Origin of the sequence: Qipengyuania marincola (assembly GCF_029688625.1) — a bacterium.
GTDB lineage: Bacteria > Pseudomonadota > Alphaproteobacteria > Sphingomonadales > Sphingomonadaceae > Qipengyuania.
This window is the reverse complement of sequence record NZ_JARULC010000003.1, coordinates 524,791-546,832: the sequence shown is the minus strand read 5'-3', so window position 1 is coordinate 546,832 and position 22,042 is coordinate 524,791. Positions and strand designations below refer to the sequence as shown.

Here is a 22,042-nt window from a genome sequence, read left to right as displayed (position 1 = left end):
GCATGTACGATTTCGCGATCATCGGGGCCGGCATCGCCGGAGCGAGCCTGGCGGCCGAATTGTCGGCCTATGGCGCGCGGACCCTGCTGCTCGAGGCAGAGGATTTCCCCGGCTATCACGCTACCGGCCGCTCGGCAGCGTTCTGGGAGGAATGCTACGGCGGGCCGGATATCGTCCCGCTCACGCTGGCCTCCGGCGACTACCTGCGCGAAGGCGGCTTCCTGACAAATCGCGGCGCTCTCTATATCGGGCGCGAAAGCGATGTGACGGCGCTCGACGCTTTCGAACGACGCTTCGCCGACACCGGTGTCTCGATCGAACGGCTGGGGCGCGAAGGGTTGGCCCGCCATGTGCCGGGCGTACGCGAGTCCTGGACCTCGGCAATATGGGAGCCGGCCTGTGCGGATATCGACGTCGCCCGGCTGCATCAGCATTATCTGACCCTAGCCCAGCGAGCGGGCACCGAAATCGTTTGCCGGGCGCAAGTCGCCGGTATCGCCCGGCGTGATCATCATTGGTTGCTTGAAAGCGACAGTGGCGAGAGATGGAGCGCGCAGGCCATCGTCAACGCCGCAGGCGCATGGGCCGACAAGGTCGCGTTGCTCGCCGGTGCCCGGCCGATTGGCATCCAGCCCTTAAGGCGGACCGTCGTGCAATTGCGCGTCAGTCCGGAGGCGCCGGCCGACATGCCGCTGGTCCTCGACATCGAGGGGCAGTTCTATTTCAAACCGGAGTCGGGCCGCATCTGGCTCAGCCCCCATGACGAGATACCAAGCGAGCCTTGCGACGCCGCACCGGAAGAGCTCGACGTAGCGCAGGCCATCGCTCGCTTCGAGCGCGTGGTCGACTGGCACGTCGAAGCAGCGGAACGCAAGTGGGCGGGCCTGCGCAGTTTCGCGCCCGATCGCCGCCCGGTCTACGGCTGGGATCCGCTGGTCGAAGGGTTTGCCTGGTTCGCCGGTCAAGGTGGGTTCGGGATTCAGACTTCGCCAGCGGCAGCAAGACTTGCCGCGCAACGGCTGACCGACAGCGCGCCCGATGCCATGACGGAAGGGATCGATGCGGCCCTCTATGACCCGGACCGCTTCACCTAGCCAAAGGCATATCATTTGTTAGAGTGCGGCCTCCAACGAGGCCAAACAGACGGGGAGACCGAAATCCATGGCTCACATGTTCGAGATCTACAAGGACAAGGCGGGCGAGTTTCGCGTGCGGTTCAAGTTCAATTCGGAGATCATGTTCTCGACAGAGGGATACAGTTCGAAGTCGAGCGCCAAGGCGGCGATCGAATCGATGAAGAAGAACGGCCCGGGGGCCGACGTCGTCGACAATAGCTGAAGCGAACTCAGGCGCCGCCGGCGGCGACGGTTTCGGCCGCGTCGCTGGCGAGCTTGTCCACTCGTTCGTTTTCGGGATGGCCATTGTGGCCCTTCACCCAGTGCCAGTGAACGGTGTGATTGGCGGTCAGTTCGATGAGCTCGTGCCATAGCTCGGCATTGCGCACGGGCTTCTTGCTGGCATTGATCCAGCCGCGCCTTTTCCAGCCGTGCACCCACTTCGTGATGCCGTCGATCAGGTATTTGCTGTCGGTGTAGAGGTCGACCTCACATGGCTCGATGAGTGCGGAAAGCGCCTTGATTGCCGCAATCATTTCCATGCGATTATTGGTCGTTTCGGGATCGGCGCCCGACATTTCCTTTTCGTGTCTGCCCATCCGCAACAGCGCGCCCCAGCCGCCCGGGCCGGGGTTTCCCTTGCAGGCACCATCGGTAAAGATTTCGACTTTCTTCATGCGAACAGCGCCTTGCCCTCACTGGCATAGAATTTCCAGCGTCTGACGAAATCCATCGGGTCCTTGCGCGTGACCAGCGCATCGGCCGGGGTGTCGAGCCAATCCTCGAGGCGGCTGGCGACGAACCGCAGGCACGCCCCCTCGGCAAGTGTGGCCAGCGCTTCGCGCTCGCGTGTGTCAAGCGCACGAACGCTCTCGTATCCGGCCACAAGGGCGCTGCCGATCGAACCGTCATATCGCGATCCGGTGGAGTCGAAACTCCAGGCGGCATGCGTGACTGCGAGGTCGTAGGCCATGGCGTCGCTGCAGGCGAAATAGAAGTCGATCATGCCAGAGACCTGATTGCCCAGCATCAGTACATTGTCGGGAAAGAGGTCCGAATGGATCACCGATCGCGGCAGGTCATCGGGCCAGCGGTCGGCAACCATATGCGCCATGTCGAGAACGCCGGGCAGGTGAGGATCGACGGATTCGAGCTCACTCGTGCTGCGCGCTGCCAAGACCTGCGCATTATGGTGGACGTCGAGCGGATTGGGCCGGCTTTGGTCATAGTCGAGCGCGGCGAGATGGGTCGCAGCCAGTGCAGCACCGACCGATCGCGCCTGCGCATCGGCAGGCTTCGTAGGCGAGACGCCGGGAAGGAATTCGATCAGCGCGACCGCTTTTCCATCGACCTGTCGCCAGGCAGCGCCACTGCGATCATGGATCGTGCGCGGGACGGGGCAGCCTTTCTCGGACAGATGATCGAGCAGGCCGAGGAAGAAAGGCAGCTCCGCGACGTCGATCCGCCGCTCGTACATGGTCAGGATGAAACGCGCGCCGTTTCCGTCGCGCCCGCTCGTTTCGATCAACCAGTTCGAGTTGGAGACGCCCTCCGCGATGCCCTTGGCAGAAACGAGCGCGCCGACGTCATAGGCGGCAATCAGCTCCGCCAGCGCCTCCGCGCCCAAATGGGTGTAGACGGCCACTTATTCGGTAAGTTGGCGCGGCAACTTGAAGATCATGTTCTCCTCGGCGGTCATGATCGTCTCTTCGCGCACATCGCGCCATTCGGACAGGCGATCGACCACCTCGCGCACGAGTTTTTCGGGCGCGGATGCTCCAGCCGTCAGGCCCAGCGTCCCAACGCCTTCCAGCCAGGCGGGATCGATCTCCTCGGCGCGCTGGATCAGATATGCGTCGGTCCCGAGGCGTTCGGACACTTCGACAAGCCGCAGGGAGTTCGACGAATTTGGCGCGCCGATGACGAGTACCAGATCGCTGGCGGGCGCGATTTTCTTGACCGCAGCCTGCCGGTTGCTGGTGGCATAGCAGATGTCTTCCGCCTTCGGCCCGACGATCTGCGGATAGCGCGCCTGCAGCGCTTCGACGAGGTCGCGGGTGTCGTCGACCGAAAGCGTCGTCTGTGTGAGGAACGACAGCTTGTCATCCTGCGTGAACGGCAGTGCGGCGACATCATCGAGCGTCTCGACCAGCGTTATCCGGCCGTCGGGCACCTGACCCATCGTTCCGATCACTTCCGGGTGACCGTCGTGGCCGATGAAGATGATGTGCTGACCCTTCTCGATCTGCCGTTCGGCCTGGCGATGCACCTTGCTGACCAGCGGACAGGTGGCGTCGACATACAGCATGTTGCGCCGCTCGGCTTCCGCCGGAACGGATTTGGGCACGCCATGCGCGCTGAAGACGACTGGTGCGTCGGTCGGGACCTCGTCAAGCTCTTCGACGAAGATTGCGCCCTTGGCTTTCAGGCTTTCCACGACGAAGCGATTGTGGACGATCTCGTGCCGGACATAGACCGGCGCGCCGTATTTCTCGAGCGCGCGCTCGACGATCTCGATCGCCCGATCGACTCCGGCGCAAAACCCCCGCGGGGCGGCGATCAGCAACTGGAGCGGAAGGCGCGGATCGGTGCGCTCGGGCGTGGCGGTGGATGGAAAGGGGGCGTTCATGTGGTGCCCTCTAGCGCTTTCGCCACACGCAAGCTAGGGCGTCGTCGCGCCCGCCCGGCGGGACGAATTCGAATTTCGACAAGGGAATATCAGCCGCATGACCAGCCGCAATCGCCTCTTTTCCGTGCTCGCTCTCGGACTGGCGCTCGCCGGATGCAGCCGTGAAGGCGAACTCGTTGTTGGCGAGGGTGTCGGTATCCAGGCTGTCCGCACCGTCTGCCCGGCCGTGGGCATTCCTGACTATACCGGCGACATCACGACCTTTCGCGCCCCCGGCTCGACCACGCTTGCCGATCTGGACGTGACCGCCACGATCACCAATCTGCGGTCGACCTGCAACGAGGGCGGCGAGCGGGTCTATACCGAAGCGACTTTCGACGTTCTTGCCCGCCGCACGGACACGCGCGGCGCGCGCACCGTCACGCTGCCCTATTTCTCGACCGTTCTGCGAGGCGGCTCGCAGGTGGTGACCAAGCGCGTGGGTCAGGTCACGCTGCAATTCGCTGACGGCCAGGAACGGGCAAGCACGAGCGGTTCTGCCGGTGCTTACGTAAATCGCGCCGATGCGACCCTCCCGGCGGACATTCGCGAGCAGATCACGCGCAAGCGCGAGCCGGGCGATCCCGATGCGGCACTCGACCCGCTGGCCGATCCGGCCGTCCGCGCTGCCGTGCAACGCGCCACGTTCGAGCTGCTCGTTGGCTTCCAGTTGTCGCAGGATCAGCTGCGTTACAACGCCACCCGCTAGGCACGGACCTCTCTTGCGAATCTGGCCCAATGGGCTAGGCGCGCGCCATGGCTGACAACGAGACCCTGCACGCGGCCTTCGCCGCGCGGATCAACGCAATCCTGAACGCGCTGGAGATGGAAGGAACGCTTCCACCCGAAACGCCGCGCGGCAACGTGACGGTGGAGCCGCCGCGCGATCCCTCGCATGGCGATCTTGCGACCAATGCCGCCATGGTTCTGGCCAAGCAGGCGAAGACCAACCCGCGCGCGCTGGCGGATAAGATCGTCGAGCATCTCGAGCGCGATCCCGATATCACCTCGACGGAAATCGCCGGGCCGGGCTTTATCAACATGCGCCTGTCGGACGACGCCTGGCGGCGTGAGCTTGAGGCAATCGCGTCGCTCGGCGCGGACTACGGTCGCTCGACGATGGGCGACGGGCGCACGGTCAATATCGAATATGTCTCCGCCAATCCGACCGGCCCGATGCACATGGGCCACTGCCGCGGCGCGGTGGTGGGCGACGCGCTGGCGGGCCTGCTGGAGTTCGCCGGCCACCGCGTGGTGCGCGAGTATTACGTCAATGATGCCGGCGGGCAGGTCGATGTGCTCGCTCGCTCCGCGCACCTGCGCTATAAGGAAGCGCTGGGCGAGGACATCGGCGAAATCCCCGAGGGCCTCTATCCGGGCGACTATCTCAAGCCGGTCGGCGAGCGGCTGAAGCAGCAATTCGGCGATGCGTACAAGGACGCGCCGGAAAGCGATTGGCTGCCGATCTTCCGCGAGCAGGCGGTCGCCGCGATGATGGACATGATCCGCGAGGATCTCGCGCTGCTAGGCATCCATCACGACCTGTTTTCTTCCGAAGCCGAACTGCAGGCGGCCAAGAAGCCCGAGGCTGCCGAAGCGTGGCTTCGCGACCATGGCTTCGTCTATGACGGCGTGCTCGAAGCCCCCAAGGGCAAGGCACCGCCGGAGGACTGGGAGCCGGTCGAACTGCCGCTGTTCCGCTCGACCCAGTTCGGCGACGATCAGGATCGCCCGATCAAGAAATCGAACGGCGCCTGGACCTATTTCGGGGCCGACCTCGCCTACCACCTGCAGAAGGCCCAATCCGCTGACGAGCTGATCGACATCTGGGGCGCGGACCATGCAGGCACGGTCAAGCGGATCAAGGCTGCTGTCGCTGCTTTGTCCAAAGGGGAAGGCAAGGCAATTCCCTTCGATGTAAAGCTGGTCCAGATGGTCCAGCTGATGCGGAATGGCGAGCCGATCAAGATGTCGAAGCGCTCGGGCAATTTCGTCACCATCGCCGATATGGTCGAGGAGGTGGGTAAGGACGTGGTGCGCTTCACCATGCTGACCCGCAAGCCCGAAGCCCAGATGGAATTCGATTTTGCCAAGGTGGTCGAGGCGTCGAAGGACAATCCGGTCTTCTACCTGCAGTATGCCCATGCGCGCATCCGTTCGACCATGCGCAAGGCAGGCGTCGAGCCATCGGCGGAGCATCTCGACCGGCTGGGCGCAGACGAACTGGCGCTTGTGCGCGAAGCGGCGCAATTCCCGCGCGTGGTCGAATCTGCGGCCAAGGCGCGCGAGCCGCATCGCATTGCCTTTTTCCTGGGCGATCTCGCTGCCGCCTTCCACAGTTTCTGGAATGCGGGTAATGACGATCCCTCTAGGCGGATCATTCAGGAAGGCGATGCTGAATTGACAGCCGCGCGTCTGTTTCTGGTCGACGCCGTGGGACAGGTCATTCGCAACGGTCTCGCCATTCTGGGGGTCGAGGCGGTCGAGGAGATGTGAGCATGGCGGCAACGCCCTACGACACCGACGAGGACTGGGAGAGCGAGGACGAGCTCGACCTGGCCGAGGACGAAAGCCTGCCGTGGCTTGAAAGCACCGAGCCAGACGACGCGCGCGGCGGAGTCGATACGGGCCGCATGGTGCTGCTCGGCGTGCTGGCGTTGCTGGCGCTCGGGCTTGTCGGCGGTGGCATCTGGTTCTTCGGGCAGGCAAGTTCGGACGAGCCGCCCGCCGATGGCAGCCTGATCGCCGCGCCGGAAGAACCCTACAAGACACCGCCGATGCGGGAGGGCGGCAAGGTCTTCCCCGGGACCGGCGATGCCAGCTTTGCCGTCGGCGAAGGCCTGACTCGCGAGGGGCGCCTGGCCGACACACCGCAGCAAGCGTCGGCGGGTGGCCCGTCGATAGCATCGACGATTACCGAGACCGACGCGCCGGCGGAAAGCCCCGCCGATCGCGCGGCGCCGGAACCGGTTCCGGCAAATGACGGGACGGCTGTCCAGGTTGGCGCCTTCCCCAGCCGTGCCGATGCCGAAGACGCCTGGGCACGCATGATCCGCCAGACCGAGGCGCTTTTGGGCGTCCGCCATCGCGTGGTGGAGGCGCGGGTCGACATCGGCACGGTGTATCGGCTGCAGGCATTGCCCGGCGATCGGTCGGCGGCCACTCGCTTGTGTCAGGCCCTGAAGGACGATGGGCTCGCCTGCTTCGTAAAATAGCAGCTGCGAGGACTGCAATTTCCACACTTCGCGCGCGCAGGGCACTTGCGCTCGGCGCGAAAACCCGCAGGCTACCGCCATGACACCCGCCATTTTCGGCATTTCCGGCCTGGAACTTACGGCCAACGAGCGCGCCTTCTTCAAGGAGGCCGATCCGGCGGGTTACATACTTTTCGCCCGCAATTGCGAGACGCGCGACCAGTTGCGGCGTCTGACCGACGATTTGCGCAGCATCCAAGGCCGCGACCGGCTGATCGTTTCAATCGACCAGGAGGGCGGTCGGGTTGCGCGAATGAAACCGCCAGAATGGCCGCGCTATCCCGCTGGTGAGGCATTTGCTAAGTTATACGAAATCGCTCCGGCGTCCGCTATCGAGGCAGCCCGCTGTAATGCGGAAGCCATGGCGCTCGAACTCGCCCTTGCGGGGATCAGCGTCGACTATCATGCCCCGTTCGACGTGCGCCGGCCGGAAACCGATGAGGTCATCGGTGACCGTGCGTTGGGCAGCGAGCCGATGCAGGTGGCGGCGCTCGGGCGCGCCGTGCTGGACGGGATGGGCCGCGCCGGTGTCGTCGGTTGCCTTAAGCACATGCCTGGCCACGGGCGGGCGACTTGCGACACGCACAAGGAATTGCCGGTCGTGAATGCCAGCGCGGCCGAGCTCGAAGCCGATATCGAACCTTTCCGCTCCCTGTCCCACCATCCGCTCGGCATGAGCGCGCACATCGTCTTCACCGCGTGGGACGCTAGGCATCCTGCGACGCTGTCATCCACCGTGATAGAGAAGGTTATTCGCGGCGATATCGGCTTCGACGGTTTGATGCTGACCGACGACATCGACATGCAGGCCCTCGACGGCTCGATCCCGGATCGTGCGGAGAAAGCTCTGGCGGCCGGCTGCGACATCGTCCTGAATTGCTGGGCCAAGCTCGACGACATGCAGGGCATCGTCGAACGGTGCGGAACGATATCGGAGCAGGCTGCCGAGCGCCTGGATCGGGTTCACGCAGCGATGGGTGATCCGCGTGACACGATCGATGCATCCGAACTGCTGGCCAGACGCGATGCATTGCTGGCCATCGCAGATCAGGCGGCCTGACCATGAACGAGGGCCTGCTCTTTTCCGATCCACCGCAAAGCGAGGCGGATGAGAGCTGGGATGGCATTGCGTCGCCCACACCCGCAAGCGGGAAGGCACTTTATCTCGAGCTCGACGGCTGGGAAGGTCCGCTCGACCTGTTGCTCGACCTCGCGCGGCGGCAAAAGGTCGATTTGCGCTCGATCTCGATCCTGGCGCTGGTCGACCAGTATCTCGACTATATAGAGCAGGCCGGGGCGCTGAAGCTGGAATTGGCAGCCGATTATCTCGTGATGGCCGCGTGGCTGGCCTACCTCAAGTCGGCGATGCTCCTCCCGAAGGACGAGCAGGAGGATCCGAGCCCCGAAGAGCTTGCGCTGAAGCTGCAATTGCGGCTCCAGCGACTCGGCGCGATGCGCGATGCGGCGGCGCGGCTGATGGGCGGCGACCGGATCGGGCGCGACGTCTTCCTGCGCGCGGCGCCCGAAGGTCTCGAGATCGCCCGCAAGACCTTGTGGCAATGCGATCAGTATGCGCTGATCGAGGCCTATGGACGGGTCAAGGCGCGCACCGCTCCTGCGATCCACATGGTCCGCGAACGGCCGGTCATGACGCTCGAAAGCGCGCTCGACCGCGTCTCCCACATGCTTGGCGTGACACTGGACTGGATGGAGTTGCAGGACTTCCTCCCGCCCCATGCGGAACCGCGATTGCGAAAGTCGGCGCTCGCCTCCAGCTTCGTCGCTGCGCTAGAGCTCGCCCGGCTGGGCAAGGCCGAGTTGCAGCAGGACGAGACGTTCGGTCCCCTCCATCTGCGCCGGGCATCGACTAATGGATGATCTCGCGCGGGCGGTGGAAGCGGCGCTGTTCGCTGCCGAAGAGCCGATGTCGGCGGATGCGCTCTCCGCGTTTCTCGGCGATGCGGCACCGGGCGAGGTCCGCGATGCGTTGCATGCGCTCGCGGCGCATTACGAGGATCGCGGCATCCGCCTGGTCGAGCGCGGCAAGCGCTGGCACTTCGAAACCGCGCCCGATCTCGCGCACCTGCTGCGCCGCGAGAAGGAGCAACTGCGCCGCCTCAGCCGCGCGGCGACCGAGGTACTGGCGATCATCGCCTATCACGAGCCGGTCAGCCGCGCCGAAATCGAATCGATCCGCGGGGTGCAGACCAGCGGTGGCACGCTGGATGTGCTGATGGAGGCCGGCTGGGTGAAGATTGCCGGGCGACGCGAAGTGCCGGGGCGCCCGACGATTTACGCCACGACGCCCGAATTTCTCGAGCACTTCGGCCTCGCAAGCCGCCGCGACTTGCCGGGACTGGCGGAATTGCGCGCAACCGGCCTGCTCGATCCTGTCGATGACGCGTATGAAGATCTGATGGGCGAGGCCCCGACCGAAACAAAGGCAGACGACGGGGCGGACGAACCAGAAAGCGCGACAGACGACAGCTCACTGGCATAGCGTGGCGCACGCGCCTATATGGGCAGGACAGCTACGAAAAAGGTTTCATCATGTCGCTCGGTCCCTGGCAGCTCATCATCATTGCCATCGTCATCCTCGTCCTGTTCGGGCGGGGTCGCATCTCCGAAATGATGGGCGATTTCGGCAAGGGCATCAAAAGCTTCAAGCAGGGCATGAACGAGGAAGACGAGAAGCCCGCGAGGCAGCTCGGCCACGAAGCCAAACCTGCCGAAGACGGCTTGCAGGACAGCCAGGTCAAGTCGCCCAGCGACTCCAAATAGGCCGCCAACGGGCGGATAGGGCCAGCCATGTTCGATATCGGCGCCGCCGAATTGCTCGTCATTGTCGTGGTGGCGATCATCGTGATCGGCCCCAAGGACATGCCGAAGGCCATGCGGACCGCCGGGCGCTGGATCGGCAAGCTGCGGCGCATGTCGGGTCATTTCCGCGCCGGGATCGACGAGATGGTCCGCCAGGCTGAAATCGAGGACATGGAAAAGGAATGGGCCGAGCGCAACAAGCGCATCATGGCCGAATACCCGAAGGGAACGGATCCTGCCGGCGGCGCGCCGGACAATCTCGTTCCACCGCAGATGGAGCCGCTGGCGGCGGCCGACGAGGTCCCCGATCCAGATGCCGCTGCCGAAGCCGCAATCAGGCGCGCTGCGCCGAAGAAGGCTCCCGAGCACGCAGCATCCGACCCCCAAGAGCCGCCGCTCCCGCTTGACCCGCCCCCGCCGCCGCCGTCGGAGGCCTGACATGGCGGTCATCAAGGACATCGACGAAACGCAAGCCCCGCTGCTTGATCATCTGATCGAGCTGCGCGCGCGCCTGGTGCGGTGCATTCTTGCGCTGGTTATCGCGTTTGGCGTCTGCCTTTATTTCGCCGATCCGATCCTCGGCTTCCTGATCCAGCCACTGAAGGAAGCCTTCCCCAAGGGTGAGGGCCAGCTGATCTTCACAAAGCTCTACGAGGTGTTCTTCGTTGAGCTGAAAGTGGCCTTGTTCGCCGGCTTTTGCGTAAGCTTTCCGATTATCGCCAACCAGCTCTGGGCCTTCGTCGCACCCGGCCTTTATGCGAAGGAAAAGAAGGCCTTCCTGCCGTTCCTGTTCGCGACCCCGCTGCTCTTCGGGGCGGGCGCGGCGCTCGCGTACTATGTCGTGATGCCGACTGCCTTCCGCTGGTTCCTGGGGTTCGAGGGCACGGCAGGCGGGCTGGAGATACAGGCCTTGCCGACGGCTAACGAATACCTTGGACTGGTGATGCAGTTCATCCTCGCGTTCGGGATGAGCTTCCTTCTGCCGGTCCTGCTGTTGCTGCTTCACCGCGCCGGGATCGTCACGCGGGCGCAGCTGGTCGATGCACGGCGCTATGTCATCGTCCTCGTGGTCGCACTCGCGGCGATCATCACGCCGCCCGATCCAGGGTCGCAACTTCTGCTGGCCGTACCGCTCCTGCTCTTGTTCGAAAGCTCATTGCTCCTGATGCGGTTCACCGACCGCAAGAAGAGCATGGAGGCGCCGGAAGATGCGGCGGAGAAGGACGAGCCTCAGTCGGCGTCGTAGACTTTCCGGCCGCCCACCCAGGTTTCCAGCACTTTCGTAGCGCGCAACTGCGCGGGCGTTGCCATCAGCGGATCGGTATCGACCAGCACGAAGTCCGCGCGCTCACCGGGTAGCAGACGGCCGAAGCGACCCTCTGCAAATCCCGCATAGGCTGCCCAGGCGGTAAAGCCCGCCAGCGCCTGTTCGCGATTAACCCTGTCCTGGGGGCGCCAGCCCCCGAACGGCTCTCCATCGGCGTCCATGCGAGTCGTCGCGGCAGCCATCCCCGCGAATGGGTCGGCGCTTTCCACCGGCGCGTCAGACCCGAAAGCGAGCTTGCCGCCAAGACCGAGGATCGTGTTCCAGGCATAGGCGCCATCAAGCCGATCCGGCCCCAGCCGCGCTTCCGCCATCAGGCGGTCGCTGGTCTGGTGAACCGGCTGCATGCTGGCGATGACGCCATTCTGCCCGAGCTTGGGCAGATCGACCGGATCGACGATCTGGACATGCTCGATCCGCCAACGGCGGTCGCCGGGGAAACTTTCGGCAAGCTCGTCGATCGCATTCAACGCTTCGGCATTCGCAGCGGTACCGATCGCGTGGATCGCCGGCTGGAACTCGCCCTGTGCTGCGCGGACGAGGATGTTGCGCAGCTTCGCGGGCGGGGTCAGAGGCAGGCCGGTGTTGCCTGGATCGTCGGCATAGGGACGCTTCAGCCAGGCGCCGCGACTGCCGAGTGCGCCGTCGAGGTAAAGCTTCACCCCGTTCATCCGCAGCTTGTCGCCATACAGCCAGGGGGTGGGCCGCGAACCGGCGATCAGTTCCATCTGGTCGGGCCCGGCGGCATAGCTCATGATGCGCAGCGTCAGCGTGCCACGGTCGCCGGCGCGGCGGAACGCCTGCCAGTCCTCGATCGTGGTGCCCATATCGGCCACGGCGGTAATGCCCTGCCGATGCAGCACCTTCTGCGCCTCGGCAAAGGCGAGATCGCGTTCCACCGGGCGCGGCGCGGGGATTGCGCGATTAATCAGCTCTTCCGCCGCATCGACCAGCACTCCGGAGGGTTCTTGCGAGCCGGGCAGGCGCTCTATCCGACCGCCATCGGGCGACTTGGTTTGCGCCGTGATACCGGCCGCCTGCAATGCCAGCGTATTGGCCCAACCCGCATGGCCATCGACGCGTTGGAGATAGACCGGGCGATCGGAAACCGCGCGGTCCAGCTCTTTGGCGGTGGGGAAACGGCCGAGGCCCCATTGCTCCTGGTTCCAGCCGCGTCCGAGGATCCATGGGCGCGCCTCGTTCTCAGCGGCAAAGGCTGAGATCTTGGCCAGCGCTTCGTCAAGCGAGCGCGTGTCCGAGAGGTCGAGCGTGAGCGCGCCGATGCCAACGCCCATAACATGGGCGTGCGCATCGATCAGGCCGGGGATCATCACCCGGCCCTGGCCGTCCTCGCGATAGTCGGTCTGCGGCTTGTCGTCCCCGCGCTCCAGCAGTTGCACGATCGTGCCATTGTCGTCGATCACCAGACCCGTGAAACGTTTGACCTCGCCGTCCTCGTCGATGGTCAGGCCTTCGACATTGTCCACCAGCACGTCGGCCATGGCGGGTGCAGCCATGGCGCTGGCGAGGAATGCGGCAAGGATTAATCGTTTCATCAGGCGGCCCCATATTCGTGTCTCGGGCGGCGATAAGGCATAGCTTGGCGCAGGCAAACCCTTTCCGCGATTGCGCCGCTGCCCCGCTCGCCGTAGGGCCGAGACCCATGAGCAAGCCATCCACTGCACGCGCCGCCGACAGGGCGACCGATCTCCTGACGCTCGAGGATGTGCGGGCAGCCGCGGAGCGCATCGATGGTGCTGTGGTCAAGACGCCGATGTTGCGCAGCCAGACGCTGTCGGAAATCACCGGTGCGGATATCTGGCTGAAGTTCGAGAACCTGCAGTTCACCGCCGCCTACAAGGAGCGCGGCGCGCTCAATGCCCTGCTGCATCTGACCGAAGCGCAGAAGGAACGCGGTGTCATCGCGGCGTCGGCGGGCAACCATTCGCAGGGGCTGAGCTATCACGGGCGGCGGCTCGGGGTGCCGGTCACCATCGTGATGCCGCAGACGACGCCGAGCGTGAAGGTGATGCAGACGGAGAGCGTCGGCGGCCAGGTCGAGCTCTTCGGTGAAACTTTCGACGAAGCCTATGCCCATGCCCGGCAGCTCGAAAGCGAGCGTGGCCTGACGTTTGTCCATCCGTTCGACCACCCGCTGGTCGCCGCGGGGCAGGGGACGGTCGCGCTCGAAATGCTGGAGCAGAAAGGCGATTTCGATTGCCTGGTGGTCCCGATCGGCGGTGGCGGCCTGATGAGCGGGATGGCGACGGTCGCAAAGGCGCTGAAGCCCGACATCGAGATGGTCGGTGTTCAGGCCAGGCTGTTTCCGTCCATGTATAGCGCGGTGACCGGTCAGGACCTGCCGTGCGGGGGCGACACGCTCGCCGAAGGCATTGCGGTCAAGGCACCGGGCGAATTCACGCGCGAGATCATTCGCGAACTTGTCGACGAGGTGCTGCTGGTCGAGGAGGCCAAGCTCGAACACGCAGTCTCGCTGCTGCTGCAGATTGAAAAGACCGTGGTCGAGGGCGCGGGCGCCGCAGGGCTGGCGGCAGTGCTTTCCCATCCCCGGAAGTTTGCTGGCAAGACTGTCGGCCTGGTGTTGTGCGGCGGGAACATCGACACGCGTTTGCTGGCCAACGTGCTGCTGCGCGATCTCGCGCGTTCGGGCCGTCTGGCGCGGCTGCAGATCACTTTGCAGGACCGTCCGGGCGCATTGTTCAAGGTGATGCGCGAATTCGACGCGCATAACGTCAACATCATCGAAATTTATCACCAGCGCATTTTTACCACGCTCCCGGCCAAGGGGCTGACAGCCGAAATCGAGTGCGAGGCGCGCGATGCCGAGCAGATCGATGGCCTGGTGAAGGGGCTGCGAGCCAAGGGCTACGACGTCAGCCTTGCCGAGCTGGCCTGAGGATTATCGACCCGGCGCCACGGGATTCTCGCGACATTCGTCGGACGCTCAGCCATTTTCATGGTTAAGAACCTTTTAACCCGGAACCGGGTGCTGCATAACAGAGTCAACAAATCGTAAACGCCGTGGCATGGTGCTCCGGCAAGTTGACGATTCCGTCGATGAAAGGATGCCGGCAACCGTGACAGCTCCGATCCGCTTTCCCCGGTTCTTCGTGACGAGCCCTGCGCCCTGTCCGTATCTCCCGGGCAAGAGCGAGCGGAAGGTGTTCACCGAATTGCGCGGCAACAATGCCGACGAATTGAACGAGGCGCTGGGTCGCATCGGCTTCCGGCGCAGCCAGACGGTGGCCTACCGTCCCTCCTGCCTGGATTGCCAGGCCTGTGTCTCGGTCCGCGTGGTCGCCAGCGAATTCCGCGCATCAAAGACGCAGAAGCGGGCGCTCAAGGCGAATGACGATCTCGTCGTCACCGAATGCCGCCCATGGGCGACGGACGAACAGTTCGAATTGCTGCAGAAATATCTCGCTTCGCGTCATCCCGGCGGCGGGATGACCCAAATGGAAGACAGTGACTTTGCCGACATGGTGGAACATACGCCGGTTAGCAGCTATGTCGTTGAATACAGGGAGCCGGGAATCGGCACCGAGCCGGGTCGCCTGGTCGGAGCATGTCTTACGGATTTCCAGGGTGACGGGCTGTCGATGATCTACAGCTTCTACGACCCGGAGCATGAGGATCGGGCTGGGCTTGGGAACTACATCATTCTCGATCACATCCGCCGCGCGGCCGAGCGGGGCCTGCCCTATGTCTATCTCGGCTACTGGGTCGAAGGGGCCGAGCGCATGCAATACAAGGTCCGCTATCGTCCGCTCGAAAAGCTCGGACGGGCCGGATGGGAACGCATGGGAGAAGGCGAACAGCGCCGCCTCATCGCCGCTGCTACCGCGCCGCGCCACCGCAGCCGCGACGGTGCCTTGCCCGCCAAGGATGGCAATCAGGCGGAATACAAGCTCGCCGACTAGTTCGGTTCGTTGCGCGCTCGCGCTCGGGATCGCTTCCCTTTCCCTGACCTTCCAGCCGGCCGCCGCACAGGACCGCGAAACCGCACCTGCGCTCGAGGACCTGATCCCAGATAGCGCCGTCGACAATCCCGACGAGTGGGCGGAGCAGGGCACCGACGGAGAGCAGCCGGACGCCATCGACACATTCGCCGATCTCGATGCCGAAACCCCGACTGACGACATTCCGGGAATGGAAATCGCGTGGCCGGACGAGATCGAACTGGCACCGTTGCAGGATCTCGAGCCGGAAGAGGATATCGAGTTTGCCAGCCTGCTCGAAGACCGTCGTCGCGTGGCTCTCGATGAGGCAGAAACGCGTGAATTGTCCGACACCCTCGTGCTCGGATTCCCGCAGCGGGAACCTCCCTTCAGCGAGCGCGAAGATTTCGTCAGTCGCTTCGAAGCCCTCTCGACGATCGAAGAACTCGAGAATGGCGAGGAGAATTCGGCGCAGGTTGCGGCTCGCGCGCGTGCCGACGAGGAACTGCTGAACAATCTGCTGCGGGTCTATGGCTATTACGACGGCACCGTCCTGCGTTCGATCGTGACTCCGCAAGCAGGCGAAGAGGGGGCCGAGCCGCGACCGCGCGTCCGCTTCGATGTCATCCCGGGCGATCGATACCGCTTCGGAGCCATTGATCTCGGCCAATTGCCGCAGGCCCCCGATGCCGACCGGCTTCGCGCCGCCTTCGAGATTGTCACAGGCGACTATCTCCAGAGCGACAAGATCATCGAGGAGCGGTTCGATCTTGATCGCGCTCTGGGCGAAACCGGCTATCCTTTTGCCGAGATCGACGCTCCCGAATTGCTGATCGACCACGAACGCGAAGAGGGCGACCTTACCATGCCGGTCCGCCCGAATGGCAAATATGTCTTCGGCGAGGTCGTAAGCAACGATCCCGATTTCCTGTCGTCGCGCCATCTTGCCAGCATCGCACGGTTCGATCCCGGCGATGTCTACCAGCGCAGCCTCAATCTCGACCTGCGCCGCGCCGTCACGGCGACCGGCCTCGTGTCCAGCGTTTCGGTGACGCCGCGCGAAGTGACTCCGCCGCAGGGGGACGAGCCCGGTGTGGTGGCCATGGATGTCGAGCTGGAACGCGCCAAGCTGCGCACGATTGCGGGGGCGATCGGCTATGGCTCGGAAGAGGGTATCCGCATCGAGGGAAGCTGGGAACACCGCAACCTCTTCCCGCCCGAAGGCCTGTTGCGCGTGCGTGGGATTGTTGGCACTCAGGAACAGCTCGCCGGCGTGACCTTCCGCCGCAACAATTTCGGTGGACGCGACAAGGTGCTCACCGTCGATGCCTATGCGTCCACGCTCGATACCGACGCCTTCGATGCGCGCACTATCGCCCTCACCGGTACCTATGAGCGGTTGTCAACGCTGCTGTTCCAGAAACCGCTGGCCTGGGGGCTGGGGGCTGAAATCCTCGCGACGGACGAGCGCAATCGGGTGATCGGCGGAATTCCGAGACCCCGCCAGCGTTATTTCGTGGCCTCGGTTTTCGGACGCGCGACCATCGATACCAGCGACTCGCTGCTTGATCCGACACAGGGCTTCAGGATCACCGGATTTCTCGCGCCAGAGGCGTCGCGCACCGAAGGGCAGAATTACTTCTACCTGCGCAACCAGGCCGATGCGTCCTACTACCAATCGGTCGGAGAGCGAACCGTCCTTGCCGGACGGCTGCGGTTTGCCAGTATCCAGGGTGCGCCGACCTTCGCCGTGCCACCATCGCGGCGGCTCTATGCAGGCGGCGGGGGCTCGGTTCGCGGATACGGGTTTCAGACCATCGGTCCGGAAAACGATCTGGGCGAGCCGACCGGCGGGCGCAGCCTTGTCGAAGCCTCGATCGAGGCGCGCATCGGGACCGGCCTGTTCGACGGCGCCGTCTCGATCGTCCCGTTCTTCGATCTGGGGTCGGTCTCGATTTCGAGCACGCCCGATTTCCGCTTCATCAAATATGGTGCGGGTGTCGGCCTGCGCTACGCTACCGGCTTCGGTCCGATCCGCATTGATGTGGGCGTGCCGCTGAACCCCGACGAGGACGATTCTCCCGTCGCCGTCTATGTCTCGCTGGGCCAGGCGTTCTGATGGTGGAAGAGAGCGTGCAGGAAACGCCGGCCGCGCGCCGTTCGCCGCTCAAGCGGGTGGGGAAGTGGGCGCTGGGTCTTCTGGCTGCGCTCGCGCTCCTCATCGGGGGCGGCCTGGTGGTGCTCAACACGCCGCTGGGCGAACGCTGGCTGGCTAGCCAGATCGCAAGGACGACCCTGCCGAACGGTCTCAACATCCAAATCGGCCGGATCGAGGGCAATCTCTATGGCGCGGCGGTGCTGCACGATGTGCGCCTATCCGACCCGCAGGGCGTGTTCATGACCATTCCGCGTGCCGAGGTGGACTGGAACCCGGGGGCATGGCTTTACAACCGGCTCGAAATCGACAGTTTCGCCGCCCGCCGCGCCACGCTCGAGCGCATTCCGGAATTCATCCCGAGCGAGGAAGAAGGGCCGATCCTCCCGGGTTTCGACATATCGATCGACAGCTTCGAGATCGACAATCTGATGCTCGCGCCGGGTATTGCTGGCGAACGCGCCCAGCGGGTCGACCTGGCCGGTGAAGCGCAGGTCGAAGATCGTCGCTTGCTGGTCGATGCCCGCGGACGCCTTGGTGAGAGCGACCGGGTTGCGCTGCTCGTCGATGCGGAGCCCGATGGCGACAGGTTCGATCTTTCTCTCGACCTCGATGCTGCAGCCGATGGTCCGGTGGCGGCACTCGCCGGACTGGACCAGGATTATACTGCGCGGATTCGCGGCGATGGATCGTGGAGCCGCTGGAATGGTTCACTGCTGGTGCGCAGCGCGGACGCTCGCGTCGCGGCCTTGCGGGTGACCAATCGCGGGGGACAGTTCGGCCTGCTGGGCAAGGTCGATCCTTCCAATTTCCTCACCGGCCTGCCGCTCGATGCGCTCGGGCGCGACGTTGCCGTTCGATCCAGCATCACGATTGACGACCGCATCTTCGACGGGCGCGCGCAAGTGCAGGGCCAAGGCCTTGCCCTGGATGCAATTGGAGCGGTCAATCTTGCCGAGAACCGCGTTGATGATCTGCAGGTGGATGCCGTGTTGCGCGATCCGAATCTGTTCGGTCCCGACCTAACTTTGCGCAACGCGCGCGCCGAGGCCACGATCGACGGGGCCTTCTCCGATCTGACCATCGTCCACAACCTCGCGGTCAGCGAAATCGATGCGGGCGGGACTGTGCTCGCGGGGCTGCGACAGCAGGGTACGGCTCGCTATGATGGCACGCGCTGGACTCTACCGATCAATCTCGATCTGGGCCGCGTGACGAGCGGAAATGCTCTGGTCGACCCGCGACTGGTCGATGGCACGGTCCGCGGGACGCTGGTGCTTGCCGGTTCCCGCCTGCTCGCCGACGATCTGCGGCTGTCCTTCCCTTCGACCAGTGCAAACCTTGCCCTTCGCGGCGATCTCGATAGCGGATCCTACCAGATTCGCGGCCCGCTGCGCGCAAGCGGTCTGGCGCTGGACAATGTCGGAACTGTGGGTGGAACGGCGGTAATCGACCTGACGCTGGCGTCCGGTGCACCGTGGCGCGTGACGGCCGATCTCGACGCGCGCGTCGCGCCGGTCACCAACGACACGCTGGCCAATCTGGCCGGCACGCCCATCCGGGTGCGCGGTGGTCTGGCGATCGGCGGCGACCGGCCGCTGGTGTTCGACGATGTGCGCGTCGATGCCAGCAAGCTCGCAATGCGGCTCGATGGCAGTGTGCGCGATGGCACGACCAGCATCGCCGGCAATGGGCGCCATACCGAATACGGGGCCTTCACCGTCGTGGCATCGCTCGACGATGCTGGCCCGACGGCCGAACTCGTCTTCGCCGCGCCGGTTACCGGACTGACAGACGTGCGCGTCGCCATTGCACCGACCGAAGAAGGCTTCGCTATCGACACGACGGGCCAGTCTCCGATCGGTCCTTTCGATGGCCGCCTTGGCCTGTTCGCCCCGGCCAGCGGACCGACGCGGATCGATATCGAAAGCCTGCGCTTCACCGACACGGACGTGACCGGCGGCCTGACGCTTGTCGATGGTGGCGCGCAGGGCCAGCTGGCCTTTGCCGGCGGGGGGCTTGACGGGACGATCGATTTGGCACCGCGAGCCGGGGGGCAGGGCCTCGCCATCGACCTCACCGCCCGCAACGCCAGTTTCGGCGGAGAGACGCCGGTCCGCATCGCCCGTGCACGGGTCGACGCGCAAGGCGTCATCGGCGATGGCGGGACGAACTTTACCGGCACGGCACGTGGGGCGGGCCTCTCCTTCGGCACTGTCTTCATCGGGCGGTTCGCGGCTCAGGGCGAGCTGGAAGATGGGGTCGGACGCGTCGATGCGTCGATCTCCGGACGCCGCAACTCCCGGTTCGAGCTTGATCTAAACGCGCGCTTCCAGTCGGAACGGATCGCGGTTGCGGCAAGGGGCGAGTTTGCCGGACGCGACATCACCATGCCGCGCCGCGCGGTGCTGACGCGCGAGGGCGAGAGCTGGCGCCTCGCGCCGACGCAGGTCAAATATGGCGATGGCGGGCTCATCGCAGCGGGACGGGTCGGCGGGGGCGACCTCGCGCTGGACCTCAAGCTGGCGCGCATGCCGCTGGCCCTGGTCGATATCGCACGGGCGGATACCGGGCTTGGTGGCACGATTTCCGGAACAGTGGACTATCGCCAGTCGGCCAACGGCCTTCCGATCAGCGAAGCCAAGGTCAAGATCGACGGCCTTACGCGAAGCGGCCTTATACTGACATCCCGTCCGGTGGACGTCTCGCTCGTCGCCCGGCTGGGCGGGGACGATCTGGAAGTGCGCGGCCTGTTGCGCAACGAGGAGATCCAGCGTGGCCGGGTGCAGGCGCGCATTTCCGGTTTACCCGCCTCCGGCGAATTGCTCGAGCGACTTCGCGCCGGACGCTTGCTCGCCCAACTCCGCTATCGCGGGGCAGCCGAAAGCCTCTGGCGTCTTGCCGCAATCGACGCCTTCGACCTTACTGGCCCGGTGGCCGTGGCTGCCGATGCAACGGGCACTTTGGCCGATCCGACGGTTCGCGGTTCGGTTTCGAGCGATGCCCTCCGCGTCCAGAGTTCGTTGTCAGGAACCGACATTCGCAGCGTCGCCATGCGCGGCCGCTTCGCCGGTTCGCGGCTACAGATCACGCGCTTCGCGGGCGAAACGCCCAATGGCGGCTCGGTGAGCGGCAGCGGGATCGTAGATTTGCGCACGCTGGGTGAGCCGGTCGAAGGGCGCATTCTGGAAATCCGCGGCCCGATAATCGACTTGCGCGCTTCTGCACGCAACGCCCGGTTGCTGAATGCAGCCGGGCTTTCGGCCACCATCACCGGACCCTTGCGGATCGTCTCGAACGGACTTGGCGGGACGATCGCAGGCCGCGTTCGCGTCGATCAGGCAAGCTGGGGTCTCGGCACGGCGGCCGACGATCTGCGTCTTCCGCAGATTGCGACGCGAGAAATCAATGCTCCAGCCAATCGCCAGCCGCAGGCCGCACCGGGTCGCCCCTGGCGCTATCTGATCGATGCCACCGCCAGCAGCCGGATCGATGTCGATGGCATGGGGCTGGAGAGCGAATGGGGCGCGGACATCATTCTGCGCGGAACGACCGACGATCCGCGCATCGGTGGCCGGGCAGAGGTGGTGCGGGGCGATTATACCTTTGCCGGAACGCGCTTCGAACTGACTCGTGGGCGCATCGATTTCGACGAGAACCAGCCGATCGATCCCCGGCTCGACATCCGTGCAGAGACAGACCGCGACGGGCTGACGGTCGAGGTCACGGTGCGAGGCAGCGCAACTCAGCCGGAAATCGCCTTCAGCTCGAATCCCGCCTTGCCGGAAGAGGAAATCCTCGCTCGCCTCCTGTTCGGCGGGTCCGTGACAAGCCTCTCGGCAACCGACGCGCTGCAATTGGGCGCGGCTGTGGCCAGCCTGCGCGGTGGTGGCGGGATGGACCCGATCAACCAGCTGCGGAGCGCGATCGGGCTCGATCGCCTGCGCATCGTGAGCGCGGACCCCGCACTGGGGCGTGGCACCGGCGTGGCGCTGGGCAAGAATTTCGGGCGGCGCTTCTATGCCGAAATCATCACCGACGGACGCGGCTACAGCGCGACGGAACTGGAGTTCCGTGTGTCGAGCTGGCTATCCCTGCTGGCTGCAGTCTCGACAGTCGGCCGGGAAAGCGTGGTAGCCGAAATCAGCCGCGACTATTGATCAACTGCCATCATCCGGCGTTGCGCGGGACAAGAACCGTGTCGAGCGGGATGATAACCCCGTTGTTGGTGGCAACCGGCTCTCCAACGATACGTGCCTGCGGTCCGTCGCCGAAGGCTACTGTCAGGCCCTCGCCGTCGCGCGCGAATGTCACTTCGCCATCGCCAAGCGTGGTCATTGTGACCGCACCTTCCTGAGCGTCAATAGCACTCCCGATGGTCTCCGGCGTCAGGTGGCCGGGCAACAGGTGATTGCGAACCAAGGCCAGCAACAGGGGCTTCTGCTCGTCATCGGTCAGCCCTTCGGCATCGTCGCCCAGCGCGTTGAACGCCGCATCGGTCGGCGCGAGGATCGTGTAGCTTGCCGGGCTGTCGAGAATGCCCGCCAGCTCGGTTTCTGTCATGGCGTCGCGAAGGATGGAGGTTTCGTTCAGTTCGCCGAGGGCTGCGCCAAGCGACTGGGTGCCGGCATCGCGTGTGCTGGCCGCGCTTTCCGGCGACGGATCGCTTTGTGAACAGGCGACGGTAAGGGGAGTCGCGGCGATAATGGCGCAATAGAGCGCAAGTTTTGCAGGGTGTCGCATGATG

At 64.7% G+C, this 22,042-nt stretch carries 20 protein-coding genes; 15 read left to right on the top strand and 5 right to left on the bottom strand.

Going from position 1 to position 22,042, the window contains the following annotated elements:
• The first annotated feature begins 2 nt into the window (after nucleotides 1-2).
• Complete coding sequence (locus P8Q88_RS12625) at nucleotides 3-1,094, top strand: NAD(P)/FAD-dependent oxidoreductase (protein WP_446532562.1); 1,092 nt, start codon at nucleotides 3-5, stop codon at nucleotides 1,092-1,094.
• Between the two features lie 67 nt (nucleotides 1,095-1,161).
• Nucleotides 1,162-1,338 (top strand): YegP family protein, encoded by a 177-nt coding sequence (locus tag P8Q88_RS12620; protein ID WP_278324185.1) that lies wholly within the window; start codon nucleotides 1,162-1,164, stop codon nucleotides 1,336-1,338.
• Nucleotides 1,339-1,345: 7 nt separating this feature from the next.
• Here P8Q88_RS12620 and rnhA read toward each other — a convergent pair whose 3' ends face one another.
• The 3 genes from rnhA to ispH are packed head-to-tail and all read right to left on the bottom strand — an operon-like array spanning nucleotide 1,346 to nucleotide 3,744.
• Nucleotides 1,346-1,792, bottom strand: a complete 447-nt coding sequence (gene rnhA / locus P8Q88_RS12615; protein ID WP_278324184.1) for a ribonuclease HI — start codon at nucleotides 1,790-1,792, stop codon at nucleotides 1,346-1,348.
• Nucleotides 1,789-2,760: a homoserine kinase gene (gene thrB / locus P8Q88_RS12610; RefSeq protein ID WP_278324183.1), complete on the bottom strand. Its 972-nt coding sequence runs from the start codon at nucleotides 2,758-2,760 to the stop codon at nucleotides 1,789-1,791. Before thrB ends, rnhA begins: the two co-directional genes overlap by 4 nt.
• Nucleotides 2,761-3,744: a 4-hydroxy-3-methylbut-2-enyl diphosphate reductase gene (gene ispH, locus P8Q88_RS12605; protein WP_278324182.1), complete on the bottom strand. Its 984-nt coding sequence runs from the start codon at nucleotides 3,742-3,744 to the stop codon at nucleotides 2,761-2,763.
• A gap of 97 nt (nucleotides 3,745-3,841) precedes the next feature.
• On the opposite strand from ispH, the gene P8Q88_RS12600 reads away from it, so the two are divergent.
• The 9 genes from P8Q88_RS12600 (at nucleotide 3,842) to tatC (ending at nucleotide 11,103) form a co-directional block, all read left to right on the top strand.
• On the top strand, nucleotides 3,842-4,492 hold the full coding sequence (locus P8Q88_RS12600; RefSeq protein ID WP_278324181.1) for a hypothetical protein: 651 nt from the start codon (nucleotides 3,842-3,844) through the stop codon (nucleotides 4,490-4,492).
• A gap of 47 nt (nucleotides 4,493-4,539) precedes the next feature.
• On the top strand, nucleotides 4,540-6,279 hold the full coding sequence (argS, locus tag P8Q88_RS12595; RefSeq protein WP_278324180.1) for an arginine--tRNA ligase: 1,740 nt from the start codon (nucleotides 4,540-4,542) through the stop codon (nucleotides 6,277-6,279).
• A 2-nt stretch (nucleotides 6,280-6,281) separates the two neighbouring features.
• Nucleotides 6,282-6,998, top strand: coding sequence for an SPOR domain-containing protein (locus P8Q88_RS12590; protein ID WP_278324179.1), 717 nt, complete (start codon nucleotides 6,282-6,284; stop codon nucleotides 6,996-6,998).
• Nucleotides 6,999-7,077: 79 nt separating this feature from the next.
• Entirely contained in the window at nucleotides 7,078-8,097 is a 1,020-nt protein-coding gene (gene nagZ, locus P8Q88_RS12585; RefSeq protein WP_278324178.1) for a beta-N-acetylhexosaminidase, read from the top strand.
• 2 nt (nucleotides 8,098-8,099) lie between these two features.
• Nucleotides 8,100-8,915: a segregation and condensation protein A gene (locus tag P8Q88_RS12580; RefSeq protein WP_278324177.1), complete on the top strand. Its 816-nt coding sequence runs from the start codon at nucleotides 8,100-8,102 to the stop codon at nucleotides 8,913-8,915.
• Entirely contained in the window at nucleotides 8,908-9,537 is a 630-nt protein-coding gene (gene scpB / locus P8Q88_RS12575; protein WP_278324176.1) for an SMC-Scp complex subunit ScpB, read from the top strand. Before P8Q88_RS12580 ends, scpB begins: the two co-directional genes overlap by 8 nt.
• Before the next feature lie 50 nt (nucleotides 9,538-9,587).
• Nucleotides 9,588-9,818, top strand: a complete 231-nt coding sequence (gene tatA / locus P8Q88_RS12570; protein WP_278324175.1) for a twin-arginine translocase TatA/TatE family subunit — start codon at nucleotides 9,588-9,590, stop codon at nucleotides 9,816-9,818.
• Nucleotides 9,819-9,845: 27 nt separating this feature from the next.
• Nucleotides 9,846-10,295 carry a Sec-independent protein translocase protein TatB gene (gene tatB / locus P8Q88_RS12565; RefSeq protein WP_278324174.1) on the top strand — a complete coding sequence of 150 codons (450 nt, stop codon included), beginning with the start codon at nucleotides 9,846-9,848 and terminating at the stop codon, nucleotides 10,293-10,295.
• Between the two features lies 1 nt (nucleotide 10,296).
• The gene (gene tatC / locus P8Q88_RS12560; RefSeq protein ID WP_278324173.1) at nucleotides 10,297-11,103 is read left to right on the top strand and encodes a twin-arginine translocase subunit TatC; all 807 of its coding nucleotides are present in this window, start codon (nucleotides 10,297-10,299) and stop codon (nucleotides 11,101-11,103) included.
• On the opposite strand, the gene P8Q88_RS12555 is transcribed toward tatC, so the two are convergent.
• The gene (locus tag P8Q88_RS12555) at nucleotides 11,088-12,737 is read right to left on the bottom strand and encodes an amidohydrolase (protein ID WP_278324172.1); all 1,650 of its coding nucleotides are present in this window, start codon (nucleotides 12,735-12,737) and stop codon (nucleotides 11,088-11,090) included. The genes tatC and P8Q88_RS12555 overlap by 16 nt on opposite strands.
• 107 nt (nucleotides 12,738-12,844) lie before the next feature.
• Between P8Q88_RS12555 and P8Q88_RS12550 the strand changes: the two genes are divergently transcribed.
• From P8Q88_RS12550 to P8Q88_RS12535, 4 genes are all read left to right on the top strand, one after another.
• Entirely contained in the window at nucleotides 12,845-14,098 is a 1,254-nt protein-coding gene (locus tag P8Q88_RS12550; protein ID WP_278324171.1) for a threonine ammonia-lyase, read from the top strand.
• Between the two features lie 181 nt (nucleotides 14,099-14,279).
• Nucleotides 14,280-15,122 carry an arginyltransferase gene (locus P8Q88_RS12545; protein WP_278324170.1) on the top strand — a complete coding sequence of 281 codons (843 nt, stop codon included), beginning with the start codon at nucleotides 14,280-14,282 and terminating at the stop codon, nucleotides 15,120-15,122.
• Nucleotides 15,088-17,259 carry an autotransporter assembly complex protein TamA gene (locus P8Q88_RS12540; RefSeq protein ID WP_278324169.1) on the top strand — a complete coding sequence of 724 codons (2,172 nt, stop codon included), beginning with the start codon at nucleotides 15,088-15,090 and terminating at the stop codon, nucleotides 17,257-17,259. Before P8Q88_RS12545 ends, P8Q88_RS12540 begins: the two co-directional genes overlap by 35 nt.
• A complete protein-coding gene (locus P8Q88_RS12535) occupies nucleotides 17,259-21,455 on the top strand; it encodes a translocation/assembly module TamB domain-containing protein (protein WP_278324168.1) in 4,197 nt (1,398 codons plus the stop codon). The genes P8Q88_RS12540 and P8Q88_RS12535 overlap by 1 nt, the downstream gene beginning before the upstream one ends.
• 10 nt (nucleotides 21,456-21,465) lie before the next feature.
• Here the strand turns inward: P8Q88_RS12535 and P8Q88_RS12530 are convergent, their stop codons facing one another.
• The gene (locus tag P8Q88_RS12530) at nucleotides 21,466-22,038 is read right to left on the bottom strand and encodes a fasciclin domain-containing protein (protein WP_278324167.1); all 573 of its coding nucleotides are present in this window, start codon (nucleotides 22,036-22,038) and stop codon (nucleotides 21,466-21,468) included.
• Nucleotides 22,039-22,042 lie beyond the last annotated feature (4 nt).

Coding starts and splice junctions, on each gene's coding strand:
- P8Q88_RS12625 (WP_446532562.1), top strand. CDS start 3: ATGTACGATTTCGCGATCATCGGGGCCGGCATCGCCGGAGCGAGCCTG.
- P8Q88_RS12620 (WP_278324185.1), top strand. CDS start 1,162: ATGGCTCACATGTTCGAGATCTACAAGGACAAGGCGGGCGAGTTTCGC.
- rnhA (WP_278324184.1), bottom strand. CDS start 1,792: ATGAAGAAAGTCGAAATCTTTACCGATGGTGCCTGCAAGGGAAACCCC.
- ispH (WP_278324182.1), bottom strand. CDS start 3,744: ATGAACGCCCCCTTTCCATCCACCGCCACGCCCGAGCGCACCGATCCG.
- P8Q88_RS12600 (WP_278324181.1), top strand. CDS start 3,842: ATGACCAGCCGCAATCGCCTCTTTTCCGTGCTCGCTCTCGGACTGGCG.
- argS (WP_278324180.1), top strand. CDS start 4,540: ATGGCTGACAACGAGACCCTGCACGCGGCCTTCGCCGCGCGGATCAAC.
- P8Q88_RS12590 (WP_278324179.1), top strand. CDS start 6,282: ATGGCGGCAACGCCCTACGACACCGACGAGGACTGGGAGAGCGAGGAC.
- nagZ (WP_278324178.1), top strand. CDS start 7,078: ATGACACCCGCCATTTTCGGCATTTCCGGCCTGGAACTTACGGCCAAC.
- P8Q88_RS12580 (WP_278324177.1), top strand. CDS start 8,100: ATGAACGAGGGCCTGCTCTTTTCCGATCCACCGCAAAGCGAGGCGGAT.
- scpB (WP_278324176.1), top strand. CDS start 8,908: ATGGATGATCTCGCGCGGGCGGTGGAAGCGGCGCTGTTCGCTGCCGAA.
- tatA (WP_278324175.1), top strand. CDS start 9,588: ATGTCGCTCGGTCCCTGGCAGCTCATCATCATTGCCATCGTCATCCTC.
- tatB (WP_278324174.1), top strand. CDS start 9,846: ATGTTCGATATCGGCGCCGCCGAATTGCTCGTCATTGTCGTGGTGGCG.
- tatC (WP_278324173.1), top strand. CDS start 10,297: ATGGCGGTCATCAAGGACATCGACGAAACGCAAGCCCCGCTGCTTGAT.
- P8Q88_RS12555 (WP_278324172.1), bottom strand. CDS start 12,737: ATGAAACGATTAATCCTTGCCGCATTCCTCGCCAGCGCCATGGCTGCA.
- P8Q88_RS12550 (WP_278324171.1), top strand. CDS start 12,845: ATGAGCAAGCCATCCACTGCACGCGCCGCCGACAGGGCGACCGATCTC.
- P8Q88_RS12540 (WP_278324169.1), top strand. CDS start 15,088: ATGGCAATCAGGCGGAATACAAGCTCGCCGACTAGTTCGGTTCGTTGC.
- P8Q88_RS12535 (WP_278324168.1), top strand. CDS start 17,259: ATGGTGGAAGAGAGCGTGCAGGAAACGCCGGCCGCGCGCCGTTCGCCG.
- P8Q88_RS12530 (WP_278324167.1), bottom strand. CDS start 22,038: ATGCGACACCCTGCAAAACTTGCGCTCTATTGCGCCATTATCGCCGCG.